11 protein-coding genes are annotated in these 17,776 nt (G+C 58.2%); 5 read left to right on the plus strand and 6 right to left on the minus strand.

Annotated features, from left to right (window positions below; all coding sequences use genetic code 11):
- Window positions 1-321: 321 nt before the first annotated feature.
- The 5 genes from ACWUI2_RS06830 to ACWUI2_RS06850 all read right to left on the minus strand — a co-directional run bounded on the left by ACWUI2_RS06830 (window position 322) and on the right by ACWUI2_RS06850 (window position 7,509).
- Entirely contained in the window at window positions 322-2,202 is a 1,881-nt protein-coding gene (locus ACWUI2_RS06830) for an ATP-binding protein (RefSeq protein ID WP_486982106.1), read from the minus strand.
- 116 nt (window positions 2,203-2,318) lie between these two features.
- A complete protein-coding gene (locus ACWUI2_RS06835; protein WP_486982107.1) occupies window positions 2,319-4,484 on the minus strand; it encodes an ATP-binding protein in 2,166 nt (721 codons plus the stop codon).
- 2 nt (window positions 4,485-4,486) lie between these two features.
- The gene (locus ACWUI2_RS06840) at window positions 4,487-5,734 is read right to left on the minus strand and encodes a beta-ketoacyl-[acyl-carrier-protein] synthase family protein (RefSeq protein WP_486982108.1); all 1,248 of its coding nucleotides are present in this window, start codon (window positions 5,732-5,734) and stop codon (window positions 4,487-4,489) included.
- Window positions 5,735-5,738: 4 nt separating this feature from the next.
- Window positions 5,739-6,188, minus strand: coding sequence for a methyltransferase family protein (locus tag ACWUI2_RS06845; RefSeq protein ID WP_486982109.1), 450 nt, complete (start codon window positions 6,186-6,188; stop codon window positions 5,739-5,741).
- Window positions 6,189-6,315: 127 nt separating this feature from the next.
- Window positions 6,316-7,509, minus strand: a complete 1,194-nt coding sequence (locus tag ACWUI2_RS06850) for an OmpP1/FadL family transporter (RefSeq protein ID WP_486982110.1) — start codon at window positions 7,507-7,509, stop codon at window positions 6,316-6,318.
- 220 nt (window positions 7,510-7,729) lie between these two features.
- Here ACWUI2_RS06850 and ACWUI2_RS06855 point away from each other — a divergent pair, with 220 nt between their 5' ends.
- The 5 genes from ACWUI2_RS06855 to ACWUI2_RS06875 all read left to right on the plus strand — a co-directional run bounded on the left by ACWUI2_RS06855 (window position 7,730) and on the right by ACWUI2_RS06875 (window position 15,064).
- Window positions 7,730-10,168 (plus strand): alpha-amylase family glycosyl hydrolase, encoded by a 2,439-nt coding sequence (locus ACWUI2_RS06855; protein ID WP_486982111.1) that lies wholly within the window; start codon window positions 7,730-7,732, stop codon window positions 10,166-10,168.
- A gap of 345 nt (window positions 10,169-10,513) precedes the next feature.
- Complete coding sequence (gene gap, locus ACWUI2_RS06860) at window positions 10,514-11,557, plus strand: type I glyceraldehyde-3-phosphate dehydrogenase (RefSeq protein ID WP_486982112.1); 1,044 nt, start codon at window positions 10,514-10,516, stop codon at window positions 11,555-11,557.
- A gap of 138 nt (window positions 11,558-11,695) precedes the next feature.
- Window positions 11,696-12,910, plus strand: a complete 1,215-nt coding sequence (locus ACWUI2_RS06865) for a phosphoglycerate kinase (protein WP_486982113.1) — start codon at window positions 11,696-11,698, stop codon at window positions 12,908-12,910.
- Window positions 12,911-13,087: 177 nt separating this feature from the next.
- Window positions 13,088-13,855 (plus strand): triose-phosphate isomerase, encoded by a 768-nt coding sequence (gene tpiA, locus ACWUI2_RS06870; RefSeq protein ID WP_486982114.1) that lies wholly within the window; start codon window positions 13,088-13,090, stop codon window positions 13,853-13,855.
- Window positions 13,856-14,113: 258 nt separating this feature from the next.
- Window positions 14,114-15,064, plus strand: a complete 951-nt coding sequence (locus ACWUI2_RS06875) for a glutathione S-transferase family protein (protein WP_486982115.1) — start codon at window positions 14,114-14,116, stop codon at window positions 15,062-15,064.
- A 13-nt stretch (window positions 15,065-15,077) separates the two neighbouring features.
- On the opposite strand, the gene ACWUI2_RS06880 is transcribed toward ACWUI2_RS06875, so the two are convergent.
- Window positions 15,078-17,771, minus strand: a complete 2,694-nt coding sequence (locus ACWUI2_RS06880; RefSeq protein WP_486982116.1) for a VWA domain-containing protein — start codon at window positions 17,769-17,771, stop codon at window positions 15,078-15,080.
- Between the last annotated feature and the right edge of the window lie 5 nt (window positions 17,772-17,776).

The following is a 17,776-nucleotide window of genomic DNA, read 5'->3' on the forward strand; positions in this document are numbered from 1 at the left end:
GCTCGTCGGGCGTCGTCATCGAAACCGGCAATCGCCGGGGCCGGGTGAGGGCCGGTGCGGTGGGTTGGAGGCGGGGACGCGTGGGTGTGTTGCCGCGCAGCCTTTTCGGTCCGCCCGGGAAAGGTGGGGATCGGAATAACTGGGGGGGATGGTCGTCACGAACGTCTGGAAGGAGAGAATGGTTGAAACCGAAGGCGTTTACGATTGCGATAATGCCCCATCAGACACTGATTTTGCGGTGTATTGCAAGCCCTCGGCGTTTGAAAAATTTGCGAAAATCCGGGCAAAGGAATGTAAAAAGGCTGGGGCGGGGGCTCGGGGTCAGGAGGGGGTGAAGGAATTGGCGAAGACCGGGAGGGAGATCGCGATGTTGCCCTGTTTAGCTTCTTTCACTTCGAGGACACCCTCGTGGTCGGCGATGATTTTGCGGGTGACGCTCAGGCCTAGACCGACTCCGACATTGCGGGTGGTGAAGAAAGGTTGGACGGCCTGGGCGGCCAACTCTCGGGTCATTCCGGGACCTTGGTCGGAGAATTCGAGGACAAGGGTGCCGGTCCCGTTGTTGCCGGGGGTGAAGTGAGGGGAGACGGTCACTACGGGATTTTGCGGGTCGGCTTGGAATCCGTTGAGGAGAAGTTCGACGAAGGCGTGGGTGAGGCTTGGTTGGTCGCACTGGACCTGGAGCCCGGAGAGGCCGCTTTTCTGTTTGAGTTGAGCCTCTTTGGGCGCCAGGGCTTTGACTTTTTCGAAGGCGTCGTCGATCAAGGTGGCGACGGAGACTCGATTCGAGCGTGGGACGTCTTGTCGGGAGAGGTATAGTAATTGGTCGGTGAGGCGGGCGATCCGGCGTGTTTCCTGGGCGAGGGTTTCTTCGAGGTTCGCGATGAAGTCGCGGTCCTCGTGGCGTTCGGGGAGGAGTTGGCGGCAAGTGTTGATCGGGAGCAGGGAATTGCGGATCTCGTGGGCGAATTTCTCGGCGATCAAGGCCACGAGGCGGAGGTTGGAGGCTTCGAGTTCGGCTTTGCGGGCGGCTTCGAGAATGGTTGTGTCTTCGATCACCAGCATGGCGCCGGCGTTGTTGTCATCTCCGTTGAATGGTTTGATCGAGACTCTGAAGCACCGACCGGGGCGGGAGGACTCTTGATGGGTGAAAGGATCGTGATCCTTGCCGTGGTGGGCCGATTCGTAGAGAAGGCCGGCCAGTTTTCGGGGGAGGTTGGCGAATTGGACCGGGTGAGGGAGTCCGAGGCATTCGGCGAGGGTCTTGTTGGCGTGCAGGACATTAAGGTCGCGGTCGACCACCAGGCAGCCGTGGCTCATTTGGCAAAAGATGCCTGAGACCAGTTTGTGGCTGGAAAGGAGTTGTTCGTGCAGCAGGTTGTTTTTGATCGCGATTCCAAGTTCTTCCATCAGGTGGAAGAGCAACTGGAGTTCCTCGTTGAGGAAGCGTTGGCCGGTGAGTCGGTCTCCCAGGACGGCTACGCCGATGGCCCGTTCGCGATCGAGGATGGGGATGGCGATTTGTCCTCCGATGAGGTCGAACTCCCGTTGGATTTCGGCATCCGGCGGGAACAGGCCGTCGAATGACGGGCCGTCGGAACGCAGGATCCGGCCGGATTTCAGGACCGCCTGTCCGATGCCGGAGTCGGTCGAGAGCGTCAGGTAGTCGAAAAGTTGGGGGTCGATGCCGACCGAGCAGAGGCAGCGGAGGCGGCGGGCTTGTTCATTGGCCGGGGGGGAGAAGGGAATCGCGGGTGGTTGTTCGAGGAAGATGGCGATGCGGTTGACGCTGATGATCTCCCGTAATTTGAGGGCGAACTGGTAGGCGAAGGTTTTCAGGTTGAGGGAGAAGGAGAGGATCCGGGAGAAGTCGCGGAGAATCTCCAAAGCCGGAAGCGGCGTCGGGGGAGGGAGAGGAGCGGGGGGCGGGAGTGGAGTTGGTTTCGGGAGGTCACGGGCGCGGGTCTGCAAGAATCTTGCGACAAAGTTTCTAAAAAGGATTCCCCGTAACGGCTTTTCGAAAATGAAGTCGACCCCCTTTAGGGCCGCCTCTTCCGCCCACTCCCGAGAGGTCTCACCGGAAAGGGTGACCAACAAGATTTGTGCGTCAATCGAGCGAATTCGCTCGACCTCACGGATAGGGGTGATGTTCGTCAAATCGGAGTCCATCACGCAGATGTCGAAGAAGCCTCGTGAGAGCATCCGGGAAGCGTCCTCAATCTTTGCAAAGCGATGAAATTCGTAAAGAGCGGGGCCGGAGAGAACCTCCCTTAAAGAACCAACGATGCATGGATCTTCCGATAGAATAAGAATCTGAATCATGACGGAGTGCTCTCCTGCATGTTGCCGGATCGGACATGCGCAGGGTTACTTGGTAGGTCGATTTCTACGCGGGTTCCCTCCCCTGGTTTGCTATGAATCGAGATTGAACCATAATGAAGTTCGACGATCCGGCGGCAGATCGAGAGGCCCAGGCCAGATCCGCGCTTCGTGTCGCCGGTGTCTTTGGTCGTGAAATAAGGCGTAAAAACTCTCTCGATTTCTTCTGGCGGGATCCCGGTACCTTGGTCGCTAACCGCAAATCGGACCCATTTTAATCTTTGAAAAGGTCGATTGAGTTCGTTCACCGAAATGTCGATTCTGGAATAATCGTTGGATGCGTCGACCGCATTATGAATCAAATTCGACAGCAGCCTCTGCATTAGAACATCATCGACAGTCATTTCAAGATTCTCGCCCCCGGCGATGTTGAGGTCAATGTTTCTCGCGGCTAACGTCGCGCCGTGGAGAGTGCGGATGTCGTTGAGAAGCTTTGGGATACGAACTCTACTTGCCTGTAGTCTTTGATTCGTTGAAAAAAACAGTCCTTCGTTAATGTATGACCTCATTGCGTTAAGGTTCTTCTGGGCAATCGTCGCAAAGCTTTTCAGTGAATCGTTGTCTGTGAGCGAGTCTTTTGACAATTGGCAGTAAGTGGAAATAGGGGTGATTAGATTGTTTAGGTCATGAACCAATCCACGAGAAATATTTCCGAGTAGTTCCATTTCCTGTGCTTCAGCAACGCGTCTCTTCAGGCTCGTTTGAACAATGAACAATCCCATGTTCGATGCCATTTGAGACCATAGTTCAACGTCCAGTGAAGTTGTTGGTCTCCCGGAAGTTTTTTCCCCGAGCATTAAGAATCCGACCAGATCGATGCCGCTTCTCAGTGGGAAGCATAACTTAAGGGGGAGGTCTGAGAAATCGCGGCGTTGAATGTCGCTAAGGTTTTCCAGGTTGAGCAGGTCTCTACTGTTCGCAACAGTTAAAAAATTCTTTGAATCTGACAGAAAGTGTTTGGCAATGTAACTGCTCTTGGGAATCGAAAAGGCAGGGTCTTCCCTCTCGATGAGAGGATAAGCTTCCAGAATGGAATAGGAATCCGTGATCGCGTCAAAGGTGTAAAGTGCAAACCGGCTGATCCCAAAGCCATCGAGCAGCATTGGGCGAAGGTCGGCGATCAATTCTTTTTCGCTGGGGTAAAGTGGAATCTGATTGATGAAGTGTTTTGCACGATCCTGATATTCGAAGTGATCCCCAAGGATTCTCTTCTCCAGAAACTCTTCTCCCATGCCAATTAATTTTGGAAAAAAAATTGAGCCAATAAGAATTGTGATAATAAAAGCGAATAATGAGCTAAACAGTCCAAAATAGGTAAACTCATCAGGGTAGGCCACGGCGATCAACAAGATGGATAGGAAGTAAAATAACAGCAATAAAAGGATTCTGACAAGCGTCGCCGCAATTCGGCCAAGGCTGGTATGAATGTTAAGAATCTGATGCTGCAATACGCTGTAACCTACAAGAAGCCCGTATATGGTTGAGCCGATTGTAAAGAGGGGATAGACCGTCCCACCAAAAACAGGATACTCATAGACACCAAATACCGGTAGTGAATCGTGGAGGCCGAAAGCAAGCAGATTGTATTTCGCGCAAAGGAGATAGTTTATCTTTTTTCGATCAAATGAGGACGCGCTTTTTTTCTTCTTATAGACAATGATTGAGAATATAACGATTATTACAAAATAAGCCGACATGAACACGTGGAAAGCCGGCCCGCCAATGCCATACCAAGAGTACCCAACATGAATCACGTCTTTGATGAACAGATCGGAAAAATTCGTTATACAGAGTGCAACGGGAATGCTATAGGCTATGAGGAACGATTTTTTGATTTGGACCTTCAGGACGAGGAAAGCCACATGAATAAAAAGGTATGGTGAGAAGATTACTCCGAAGTGGAGCGATCGGGAGATGATGAGGGCTGTATGCGAGTCTTCCGTGGAAAACATCAAGAAGATGCCGAAGTTCCATATCACCAGACTTAGTGCGAACAGGCTGAAAATCTGGTTCAGGATGGCTTTCGGGTTTCGGGTGAAAACGAAAATCCCAAGCACAAGACTGACAACGGTTGCGAGAAGCGGTGCTATCGCAAAGAAGCTCATCGTCACTCAAAACATCTGAGAATGAGGCAGGCGTTCTTTCCGCCAAATCCGGCGTTCATATTGATGGCGACTTTGACGGGAAAAGGTCGGGCTTCTCCGGGGACGTAATCTAAATCGCATTCCGGATCGGGATCCACCAGATTCATGGTGGGTGGTATTGTCTTATTCTTGATCGCCAACGCGCAGATCACCGATTCCAGCCCTCCGGACGCCCCCGCCAAATGACCGGTCACGGGTTTGGTGGCGCTTATTTGAAGTTTTCGCGCGTAATCTTTGAACACGTGCTTGATCGCCTTGGTTTCGATGACGTCGTTGCTGGGAGTCGCGGAGCCGTGGACATTGATATAATCGACTTCGCTGGGATGAAGTCGGGCTTTTCGCATGGCTTTTTCCAATGATCGATATGCGCCCCGACCCTCGGGATGCTGCGCCACTGAGTGATATGAATCACAACTTCGCCCGTAACCGAGAATTTCCGCATAAATAGGAGCGCCTCGGCTCAAGGCGTAAGACAGTTCCTCAATGACGATAAAAGCCGCTCCTTCCCCGAGAATAAATCCATCTCGGTCTCGATTGAAAGGTCTCATTGCTTTAGCCGGATCCTGGGTTTCCCGACTCATCGATTTTGCCGCGCAGAATATACCCCAGTATCCGGGTATCATTGGAGCTTCGGTGGCTCCTGCTATCATTACATCCGTGTCGTCTTCCAGGATTGGCGTTAATGAGTATCCTATTGCATCCGTTCCAGAAGAACAGGCCGTGCATATGGTGGTCGCATGTCCTGAAACCCCCAGTGCCAACGCGATTTCGGAGCTGGCGCCTCCGGTATAGGCGTTGATCAAAGTAAAGGGACTAATGCTGCGGTATCCTTTTGTGTTATAAGCATCGTGACAAGCAAGAGAGCTGTTTAGACCCCCTATGGAGGTCCCTTCGACTACTCCGATGCGATCGGGGTCGAGCTTTGAGAGATCGATGCCGGAATCCCATACCGCCAACTGTGCTGCGGCCACGGCGTACAAATAGGAGAGGTCCAATCGCTTCGCCGTCTTCGGATCCATGTAGTTTTCTGGTCGGAAGTCTCGGACGAAGCAACCGACCTTGGTCGGCAGTTTGCTTGCGTCGAATCGGTCCACAAACGTAGCCGCGCTTTTCGGCGCGCACAAGCTCTCCCAGAAGGTGACCTTGTCAAAACCGTTCGGGGCGATGATTCCGACCCCGGTGATTACGGCGCGCCGTCGATAATCGGCCATGGAGCTAGAGTAGTTTGGGGAACAACGAACCTGTGCGGCTCATGTAATCCCGGTAAGGAGCGCCGAATTTTTGAATCAGTTCCTGTTCCTCAATTCGTATTCTGTAAATAATGGCCGGAAGAACCGTTATTAGGATGAGTAGGGCTGATCCTATCGCCTGCAGGATCAGGACGGCTCCCACAACTTCCAGGATCGCGGCTGTGTAAACCGGGTGGCGGATTCGTTTGAAGGGGCCGGAAGTAATCAGTTCGTGTTGTTCGCGGATTTCCACATGGACGCTCCAAAAGGTTCCCAAGGTTCGGATCGCCCAGCGACGAAAGGCCATTGCCCCAAGGAAAGTGGCCGTACCGATCACGGTCAGCAAGTATGACGGCGATCGATCCAACATGACGTATTCGATGACCGCACTGAAGGTGACGACCGTTCCTGCGAGGAAAAGGAAAGTGAATGACAATCGCTCCTTGATTGAGCCCTTGGTTGTCTGGCGTTTGAGAAGGAACTCAAATATCCGCGATAAGTAGAGAGCGAGAGCTATGTAGACAGGGAGATATTGCATTTTGGTGTGTTGATAGATTCGAAAATCAGAACCGGAAGGCGATGGTGGCGGAGATGCCGTGGACGTGGGAATCGTAGTCGCCGTCGGCGGTTTGGGGAGAGCCGAGGGGAGGTTCGCTGCCGCGGATTTCGCGGGTCGGCGAATAGCCGAATTGATAGGCGATGTCCCAGTCGAGCGTCCGGTAGCTCCGGCCCAAGCCGAGGCTGAAGATATGGCGATCGGCATCCGGAACCGACGGGCTGAAATGTTGCGAGGGAACCGAGTTTTCGCTGAACATGTAGCCGCCGCTCAGCCGGTAGTTGTTCCGCAGGTAACGGGTGGCTCCGAATTTGTAAATCAAGCTAGATTTCCACTCGAACGGCATGTCGGTTTGGGTGCCGTCCGCGGTCACAATGGTGACTTTGTCCAGAACATCCCAATTCGTCCAATCGAGGTTGAATTCGAAATTCCACTGCCGGTTCGGCCGGAAGGCGTAGCCGACGACCACGATTTCCGGGAACGGAAACTCTGCTTCAGCGGGAATACGGGTGCCGCCGATCGTCATGTCGCCGCTCAAATCGAAGGTGGTTCGACTACGGTAAACGGCGCCAAACGTATGACGCGGCGAAGGTCGCCAATGGAGGGCGAGGACGTAACCCAAGGTGTCGTCGCTCCCTTCCAGTCGGATTTCCCCGACGCCGGGTTGTGGATGAAGTCTTCGGAGGTCGGCCTCGCCCCGGTCGAAATGCAGTCCGCCGGCGACCGACCATGTCGGGGAGATCTCCCACGCGACGACCGGGCTCAGGCGGTAATACCGGAAGCTGGATCGGGTCGCGATGGTGTCGAAGGTGGTCCCTTCCGGCCAGTTGTTTTCGAGTCCGAAGGGGGCGTGGGCGCTGAATCCCAAGGTCCACGCTTTGTTTCGGAATGGCACGACGGCATGGAGGAACGGCGCCAGCTGGAAAGATGAATCGTTGGAAAAGGTGTCGCCCTGGAGGTTTTCGTAATCGACATCGAAGATCAGTCCGTAAGAACCGGCCATGATCGTCGGGGATTGGATTTGGGTGATTCCGGCGGGGTTGTAGTAGACCGCTGAAGCGTTGTCGGCCGTGGCCACGAACGCATTTCCCCTGGCGGTGGCGAGGGCGTCTTTATCGTCCACCCGAATTCCGTAGGAAAAGGCGAAGTGGGTGCAAAACAGAAGGGAGACTCCCGTTATCAGCAGTTGCTTATGTTGCATAGTTGATCAGTTTCTCGACAATTGGAAGCGGGGGCCGTTCCCGTCAAACACCGTTTGGCGATTTTGGCCCGTTGAAATGGTCGGTAGGGTTTTCCCCTAAGCGACGTTGTTTTGCAATCGCCTTTTCAGGGCAGGGACGGTAATTTCTCCGGCTTTTAGGCGTTAGCAGGCCCGGTTAACGAATCCGGTAGAATTCGCCTGTGCCGCCTTACGAGATTCAATGACTGATAAACCGCGTATCGCATTTGCGGCTCTGACTTCGTTTTACGACGGGGTGGTGGAGCTGACCCGGGATTGGCATGAGGGAAGTGTGCCATCGCTGGAGTTGGTTCCGCGCAATGAAATCGTTTCTTTCAGTAAACTGGCGCCCCATTTGTTCGGCCTGGAGAGCGGCTACTTTTTCGCCAACGGGAAAATCACCTTCGTCCTCGATCCGGGGCATTATCCGTGGCTCGACGATCATGGGCATGACGTGTTTCTCGCGGGGGAGTTCAACGATTGGCAACCGGAGGCCGATCCGGAGCGGTGGCGGCTCGGGCGGGCGGTGATCGACGGCCGGGAGGTGCGGGCGGTCTCGTTCCGGGAGGATGCGGTTTTCTCCGGGAGTCGGAGTCAGTTCAAGTTCAAGGCCGGGCGCAGCCGGTGGCTCTCCCCTCCCGACCACGCCCCGAATCGGGTCGGTAACGAGCTGTGGAACACCAATTTGGAGCTGGATCCGGCGAGGACCGGGCATCACCGGTTCGCCTTCACCACGTTGAAACCGATCGATCTGGCGGTTGAAACCTTTATCACCTGGGGGGCTGGGGCGCGGGAACGGCATTTGGTGGTCCCGGGCGATTTCGTCTTCCGGATCAAGTCCGACCGGCCGCTCGGGGCGATCGTCGAGGGGGAGCGGACGACGTTCCGGTTGTTCGCTCCGCGGGCCCGGCAGGTGGAGGTCCGCTTTTCGCGGAAGCCGGGGGTGGGACGGATGGAGCGGCGGTTGAAGCTGACCCGCGGTCCCGACGGAGTTTGGGAGGGGCGCATCGAGCAGAATCTGCACCGTTGGTATTACTGGTATTTTCTCGATGGGGCGTGCAACCAGTCGCTCCAGTTCCATCCGGAGTTTCCGGTGGTCGACCCGTACGCTCTCGCCCTGGTGGCGAGGGAAGGGCCCGGGATCATTCTTGACCGAGCCCGTTTGCCCCGGCGGCCGGTCTCGCGTTTCCAGACCCCTCAATGGCAGGATCTGGTGATCGCCGAGGTCCATGTGCGGGACGCCGTGGCTCGGGCGCCGATCCCGCTCGACGACGAGGAACGGCGGGGATTCACCGGGCTGAGGAAGTGGGTTCGTCACAGAGCCTCTTATTTGCGGAAACTCGGGGTCAACGCGGTCGAGTTGCAACCGGTCCAGGAGTTCGACAACGAGACGCGGGAGGAATACCATTGGGGGTATATGCCGGTGAATTATTTCGCCCCGGAGAGCAGTTATGCGCTGCAACCGGAGAAGGCTTCCCAAGTTAAGGAGTTTCAAGATTTGGTCCATGCGTTCCATCAGGAAGGGATGGCGGTGATCCTCGACGTGGTCTACAATCACGTCGGCATCCCGAACCACTTGTTGTTGATTGACAAGGAGTATTACTTCGAGATCGACACCGAGGGACGGCTGTTGAATTGGAGCGGATGCGGCAACGACCTGCGTCCGACGGCGGCGATGGCCCTGCGGTTGATCGTCGATAGTTTGGTCCATTTGGTTGAGTTTTACGGGGTCGACGGATTCCGGTTCGATTTGGCGGAGTTGCTCGGAGTGGAGGCGCTCCGCGAGATCGAGCGGCGGCTGAAGGAGGTAAAGCCGGACGTTGTTTTGATCGCGGAACCGTGGAGTTTCCGGGGGCACATCGGGCACCAGATGCGGGAGACCGGGTTCACTTCGTGGAACGACGCCTACCGGGATTTCATGCGGAAATTCGTCCGCGGCCACGGGAATCAGGAGGCGATTCGCTTTTTCCTGTCCGGATCGCCCGATTCTCTCGCCACCTGGCCGGCCCAGACGGTCAACTACGTCGAATCGCACGATGACCGGAGTTGGATCGACAACATCACGGAAAACGAGAATCACAACGGCTTTTTCCCGACATCGAACGACTGCCGCCGGACCCAACTGATGATCGCTTTTCTGATGAGTTCGATCGGGATCCCGATGATCTCCGCCGGGCAGGATTTTCTGCGGTCGAAACATGGGGTGAACAACACCTACCAGCGGGGCGATTTGAACGCGCTCGACTACGAGCGGATGGAGCATTTCGCGGGTACCCACGCCTATTTCGCGGCTTGGATCCGGTTCCGGCTGTCGGAGAAAGGGCGGTTGTTGCGCCTTTGGAAGCGGCCTCCGGAAACGTATATGGAGTTCTCCTTCGCGGAAGGGACGAACGCCTTCGCGGCGGTCTTCAACGCCGACGGCACCCACGGCCGCCGACGGTTGATGCTGGCGATCAATCCGCACGATCATGCGGTGCAAATCCCCTTGGAATACGAGACGCGCCATCCGTGGCGGTGTTTGGCCGACGCGGAGCGATTCCTGCCCGCGAAGCAGGTCGCGGCCAGCCGGAGGCGATTCGCCGGGGCGGTGGAGTTGGGGCCCCTCGATTGCCGCCTCTGGGAGACCGAGGTGGATTCCTGATCCAGAGGGTGGAAAAAAGGAGAACGGGCATTCCTGCCCGTTTGCGGACAGACAGGAATGTCTGTGCCACGAAGGGAGAACGGGCTTTCCTGCCCGTTTGCGAACAGACAGGAATGTCTGTGTCACGTGGGGGCTTTGTCATTTTCACCGTTCCGGTGGGAATTTTCCCTCTTGCGTATTTCCCTCCGGTTCATTGGTCTTTTCGTTTCCCGGGTTGTCGATCGGCCTTCTTCGCTTAGGTTGACGATGATGTAGGGAGTGCCCTTCGGAGGGAAGGGGGGAGTGCCATGCCGGCGTTCCGCTCGGACTTTCGGGGAAGTGTAAATAAAGCAAGAAGGAACAACCATGGCTGTTAAAGTTGGTATTAATGGATTCGGTCGCATCGGCCGCTTAATTTTCCGCTCGATCGTCGAGCAGGGCCTGCTGGGCAAAGACGTGGAGGTGGTCGCGATCAACGACCTCGTCGGCGCCGACAACCTGGCGTACCTGGTGCGCTACGATTCGACCCAAGGGCGTTTCAACGGCACCGCGACCAGCGAAAAGTCGTCGTCTTCCGTTGCCGAGGACGATGTCCTGGTGGTCAACGGACACAAGATCCGTTGCCTTTCCGTGAAGGAAGGCCCGAAGGCTCTTCCCTGGAAGGAATACGGGGTCGACATCGTGTTCGAGTGCACCGGCCTCTTCACCGATTCCGAGAAGGCCAAGGGCCACCTCGAAGCCGGGGCGAAAAAGGTGATCATCTCCGCGCCCGCCAAGGGTGACGTGAAGACCGTCGTGGTCGGGGTCAACAACGACTCCCTCACCAAGGACGACAACATCATCTCGAACGCTTCCTGCACCACCAACTGTCTGGCTCCGGTCACCAAGGTGTTGCTCGAAAACTTCGGCATTGAGGAAGGTCTCATGACCACCGTCCACGCCTACACCGCGACCCAGAAGACGGTCGACGGTCCTTCCAAGAAGGACTGGAAGGGTGGCCGGGCGGCAGCCGTCAACATCATCCCTTCCTCCACCGGCGCCGCCAAGGCGGTCGGATTGGTTCTGCCGGAGGTCAAGGGGAAGCTGACGGGGATGTCTTTCCGCATCCCGACCGCCACCGTGTCGGTGGTCGACCTCACTGTGCGTCTCTCCAAGGAGACCAGCTACGAGGAGATCTGCCAGAAGATGAAGGAAGCGGCCGAAGGCCCGTTGAAGGGGATTCTCGAATACACCGACGACGAAGTCGTATCGGGGGATTTCGTCCACAGCCCGGCTTCCTCGATCTTTGATGCCGGCGCCGGCATCGGTCTGAACAGCCGTTTCTTCAAGATCGTCTCCTGGTATGACAACGAGTGGGGCTACAGCAATCGCTGCGTCGACCTGCTCCGTCAGGTGATCAAACTGTTGTAATTACGACTTGCGGCGCTTCGGGTTCCGGCCGGTCTTCGCGCCGGAACCCGAAGACGCCTTTTCTTTTCCGCTTGCCCCGTCAGTCCAACCCCGCCCGACACCCGGTATTTTTTGCGAACACCGAACCTGAGACCTATTATGGGAAGAATCAAAACGATCAAGGACATCGACGTATCCGAAAAACGGATTTTGATGCGCGTGGATTTCAACGTTCCGCTCGACGCGGCCGGCAATGTTTCCGACGACAGCCGGATCAAAGGCGCCCTGCCGACCATCCAGTATCTCCTCGAGCGCAACGCCCGGGTGGTGTTGATGAGCCACCTCGGCCGGCCGAAGGGGGAGCCCAACCCGAAATATTCGCTCCGTCCGGTCGGCAAAGCCTTGGCCGACCTGCTCGGCAAACCGGTTCTCTTTCTGGAGCAGACGTTCGGGAAGGATGTCGAAGAGGCGGTTTCGCAAATGCCCCCCGGCAGCGTGACCCTGTTGGAAAACGTCCGTTTCCACGCCGGCGAGGAGAAGAACGACTCCGAGCTGTCGAAGGCCCTCGCTCCTCTCGGCGAGATTTACGTCAACGACGCCTTCGGCACCGCCCACCGCGCCCACGCCTCCACCGCCGGGGTCGCCTCCCATTTCAAGACCCGCGTCGCCGGTTTCCTGATGGAAAAGGAATTGAAGTTCCTCGGCGAACAAACCGCCGATCCGGCCCGTCCCTTCGTGGTGATCCTCGGCGGGGCCAAGGTCAGCGACAAAATCAACGTCATCAACGAGCTCCTCGAAAAAGCCGACGCCATCCTCATTGGCGGGGCGATGGCTTACACCTTCCAGTTGGCTCAGGGCCGCAAGGTCGGCAAGAGCCTTTCGGAGCCCGACAAGATCGACATCGCCAACGCCGCGCTGAAAAAGGCCGAGGCCCGCGGAGTGAAGTTCCTGTTGCCGGCCGATAATCTGATCGTCGATTCGCTCGATTTCGCCAACGGCAAAGTCGGCAACACCGATGTCACCCAGGAAGGCCAGGACATCCCCGACGATTGGGAAGGGGTCGACATCGGCCCATCGACCACCGAACGATTCCGCAAGGAAATCGCCGGAGCCAAGACGGTGTTGTGGAACGGACCGATGGGGATCTTCGAGATCGAAGCCTGCAGCAAAGGCACCTTCGCGATCGCCGAAGCGGTGGCCTCCAACAAGGATTGCGTCTCGATCATCGGAGGCGGCGATTCGGTGAAGGCCCTGATCAAGAGCGGTCACTCCGACAAGGTCAGCTTCATCAGCACCGGCGGCGGCGCCAGCCTGGAGTTCCTGGAAGGGAAGAAGCTCCCCGGCGTCGAAGTGCTTGACCGCGTCGAGGGTTGAAGCGTGACACCGGCATTCCTGCCGGTTGGACAGACAGGAATATCTGTTTCACGGTGACAGCGGCATTCCTGCCGGTGGTTGGGACAGACAAAAATGTCTGTTTCACGACCTCCTTTTTAAAAACTTTGTAAGAACCGGCTTTGCAAAGCCGGCTCGAATCTTTATTCGTTGGAAATCATGCGAAAGATTTTGATCGCGGGAAATTGGAAGATGAACAAGAACTCGGCCGAGGCGAAAGACCTGGCGGCCGAGATCGCCGGCACTTTGGGACGGCAGCACGAAGTCGATGTCGTGATTTGCCCTCCGTTCACGGCGTTGGAAAGCACCGCGCGGGCGATCGAGAGTTCCGGCGTCCGTCTGGGGGCTCAAAACATGCACCATGAACGGTCGGGCGCCTACACCGGCGAGGTTTCGGCGGAAATGCTGCGGCATTTGTTCGCCACCTACGTCATTCTCGGACACAGCGAGCGTCGCGCCCTCTTCGGAGAGACCGACGAGTTCATCAACCAAAAGGTGCTCGCCGCCCTCAACAGTCGCTTGAAGCCGATCCTTTGCGTCGGCGAGACCCTCGAGGAACGCGAAGCCGGCAAGGCGTTCGAAGTGGTCGAAAAGCAGATCAAGGAAGGCTTGGCCAACATCCCGTCGGAATTGGCGGAATTGGTCGTCATCGCCTACGAACCGGTCTGGGCGATCGGCACCGGCAAGACCGCCACTCCGGAACAGGCCCAGGAAGTCCATGCGTTCATCCGGAAGCAACTCGAGCCGATCTTCGGCGCGGCCCAAGCGGCTCGCACCCGAATCCTCTACGGCGGTTCGATGAAACCGGCCAACGCCGACGAACTCCTCCGTCAGGAAGACATCGACGGCGGTTTGATCGGCGGCGCCGCCCTCGAAGCCCGTTCCTTCCTCCAGATGGTCGAGACCGCGGCCAAGCTGAAGAAATAACGGCGAAAGTCGCCGGGTCTTCGCCTTGGGCTTTAAACGTAGGTTTCAGCCGCAAAAAGGCACAAAAGTCGCAAAAAGGAGAACGTAGGCGGGACCGCCGGGGCAGCCGATGAGCTGAAAGTTGCTTAGCGGGCACGAATTTTCCGTTTTGCGCATCTTGTGCTTTTTCGCGGCTAATCGGAATGCGGAATCCGGGGTCGTCCGACCTTCGGCAATCCCGACATTGCGCCCGGCGGACTCCCGGTGCATCTTATGGGCATGACCGCAGGCGCGCAATTTCCCGAAGAGCAGTCGGAGTCCGGCGAATTCACCCGACAAGAGGATGCTTTCCGTTCGTGGGTCACCCCGGACGGTTCCTCGGAGTTTCCCGCCGAATCCGGACGCTACCATCTTTACGTTTCCTTGGCGTGTCCGTGGGCGTGCCGTGCTTTGATCGTCCGCAATCTCAAAGGGTTGGGAGATGCGATCGGAGTATCGGTGGTCGATCCGGTCCGCGATGAACGGGGATGGGCCTTTCCGGCGAAGGAAGGTCCGGGCTCTGATCCGGTGAACGGATTCGAATTCCTGCGCGAAGCCTATCTCGCGACCGACCCCGATTTCAAAGGACGGGTCACCGTTCCGGTCTTGTGGGACAAGAAGACCAAGAAGATCATCAACAATTCCGAGGATGACATCTGTCGGATGTTCAACGATGCCTTTGCTGAATTCGGTGACCGTTCGGTCGATTTGTTTCCGGAAGAAAAGGCGGAGGATCAGTCGGAGTTGAGCGAATTCATCTACGAAAACATCAACAACGGCGTCTATATGGCCGGATTCGCGACCAAGCAGCGGGCCTACGAAAAGGCGGTGAAGAAACTTTTCGCCGCCCTCGACGAAATGGAGGATCGTCTGTCGACCCGGCGTTATCTTTTCGGGGATCGGCCGGTGGAAACCGATTGGCGGTTATTTTGCACGTTGGTTCGTTTTGATCCGGTTTACCACGGTCATTTTAAATGCAACATCCGCCGGATCAGCGACTATCCAAATCTTCAAGGATACCTGCAGGACTTGTATCAAATTCCCGGCATCGCCGAGACGGTCGATTTTGATCACATTAAGCGGCATTATTACATCACCCACGACGAGATCAATCCGACCCGGATTGTCCCGGTCGGCCCCGACATCGATCTGAGTAAACCTCACGGCCGCGAACGGATGCGGGCGGCGTGAGGCTACCGCGGGCTCAGCGACCGCGCCGCTTGGCCCGGGCGAACCGGCTGCTCCGATGGTCGGCGGGTGGCGAGTCGGCGGGAGGAAATTCCATGGTGGACGGCGCCGGTTGCGAAGCTGGCGGGTTCCCAATGGCTCGCGAGGAAATGGTTGAGCGGGACGGAAACGCGGATTGGAGTTGATTTCCGCCGACCAATCGAGGGAGGCGGCCTCCGAGTCGGGTTGCGGCGGCTTCGGCCAGGACCACCAGGAGGAGGAGGATCAGGAGTAAGAGCCGGAGGTCGCGGAAGGCGGGTTGGGGCGGGCTTTGCCAGGCGCGGGAGAGTTCGAGGCGTTCTTCGCCTCCGCTGAGGCGGGCGAGATGGCGCAATTCTTCCAGGCGGGCGGGATCGAAATCCCATTCGGGATTGCGGCCGAGGACCACGGGACCGAAGGGGAGAGCGGCTTGATTGCCGACTTGGGCGGCGCCATGGAGGGGGGCTCCGGGGGCCAAGGGAATGCGGGTGCGGTAACGGCCGGGTTCGATCCGCTCCCACGTGGCCGTTTCGACTGTCTGTCCGGCCCCGCGCCAGAGAAACAGGCGGGGGGAGTGGCGGGCGATGGTTGGTTCCCATTCGTCGTCGTAAAGCAACTCGACCGAGACCGTGTCGCCTTCGAGTCGGGTGCGCAAGCCGAGTCCGGGGGGAACGTCTTCTCCCGCGAGCCAACGGCCGAGCGTTTGGACGAAGTCGGCGTAGCCGCTCCACGCGCGGATCTGCCCGGAGAAATCTCCTCCCAAAGGAAAAGCGACGGCGGCGGAGCGTCCGATCCCGCGATGCCAGAAGGCGACTAGGGGAGCCTGGTGTTCGTCGGCGGTGAAGGCGCCACCGGTGGCTTCGGGGCGGAGGTAGTTCAGGTTGTAGCCGTCGATGGCGGGTGGCCACGACTGTTGGGAGGCGGCGATTTCGAGCCATCCGGCCGCGCCGGCGACCGGGGCCGGTTCGTCGACGAAGGTGGAGCGGGCGACCGCCACGGTTTCCTGGGCGAAGATCGACGGGAGTTCGCCCGGGTCGCGGCTGAAGAAGATCCGTCCGTTGCCCCGCGCGGCGACGTCTTTGAGGAATTCGGCGTCGGAATCGGTGTCGGATCCGAGGCCGATGACGCTGATCGTCACCCCTTCGTCGACCATTTCGGCGATCAGCCTCTGGTAGTCTCCCGGTTCTTCGGCGTCCATGGCGTCGGCGAACAGGATGATGTGGCGTTGGCCTTGGGAGGCGAGTTGCAGTTGTTCCCAGGCGGCGACGAGACCGGTGTAAACGAAGATGCCACCGCCGGCGCTGGTGATGCGGCGGACCGCGCGGGTGAGGGGGAGGCGGTCGGTGCCGAGGACGGTGAGCGGAAGGATGGTGTGGGGACGGGTGTCGACGGCGAAGACGGTGACGGCGTCGCCGACGCCGAGCAAATCAATGGTTTGGGCGGCCCCTTCGTTGGCGAGATCCATCTTGGTGCGGCCGCCTCCCACGACGGCGTTCATGCTGCCGGAGCGGTCGAGGACGATCGCCATGGCGGCGGCGAGACGACGGTGTTCCTGTCGCAATTCCGTGGATACAGGGAGGAGTTCGTCGATGGCGGATCCGTGGTAACCGCCGGCGCCGAAGCTTTGCCTGCCGCCCGCCATGAGAAGCCCCCCGCCCTGGACCCGGACGAAGAAGTCGACGGCGGAAAGAAACTCCGTGGATAATGAAGAAGCGGATACGTTGTTGAGTATGACCGCCCGGGCGCCGGTCAGCCGTCCGGGGGAAAGACTCGAGCGGGGGAGTTCGACATCGACCTCGAAACCCTGGGCGCGGAGGATCGGCGCCAAGGGGTCGTTGGAGTAGCCGGTGACCAAAAGGAGCCGGGGCCCGCCGACCAGTTCGATCCAGTTTTCGGCGGTGTTGTTCCCGGAGTGGGCGTCGGCCTCGGGATGAATGCGGACGTGGTAGCGGTGGGCGCCGCCCCGGTGGAGTCGTTCCGCCATGCGGGTTTGGCCGCGGCCGCGCCGGACCGTGATTTCGCCCCCGGCGACGCGGTCATCGTTGCGGTAAAGAGTGAACGGGACGGTGCCGTCCGGTTGTCCCGCGACGGCGATTTCGATCAGGAACGGTTCGCCGGCCTGGGCGCGGGACGGAAGGGTGATGTTTTCGACGCGGTAATCGGCGCCGCCGCCGTCGCCGACCAAACGGAAGTCGAGGGCGACCCCTTGGTCGAGCAGGCGGGATTGGACCTCGCCGAGCGGTTCCGTGCTGTAGCCGTCGGTGAGGACCAGAATGCGGTTGGCGCGCTCGGAGTTCATGCGGGCCAAGGTGAAATGCAAGGCGTTGGCGAGCCGGGTGGCATCCCGGTTTCCGGTGAAGGTGAGGTTTTCGTCGTCTCCCCGCATGATCGCTTCGTCGGCGAAGTCGACGTAGAAGATCCGGTCGTCGGCAGTGATGCCCCGTTCGATGAGGGCCTCCCATTCCGGGAGGCGGGGGAGGAGCCGTTCGGCGGCGGAGGCGGATTGATCGATGAGGACCCAGAGGTCGAGGCCGGGTTGGAGTCGCCGCCATTCCGGTTGGGCGAGAAGGAGAACGACAAGGAGGAGGGCGGTCAGGCGCAGGGGGGTGCGGAGGCCGGCGGCTTTCCACCAAAAGGCGAGGCCGAGGAAGATCGGCAGGAGGAGAAACCATTCTGGAGAGAGGAAGCGCACGGAAG

Source organism: Verruconatronum alginivorum (assembly GCF_056590205.1).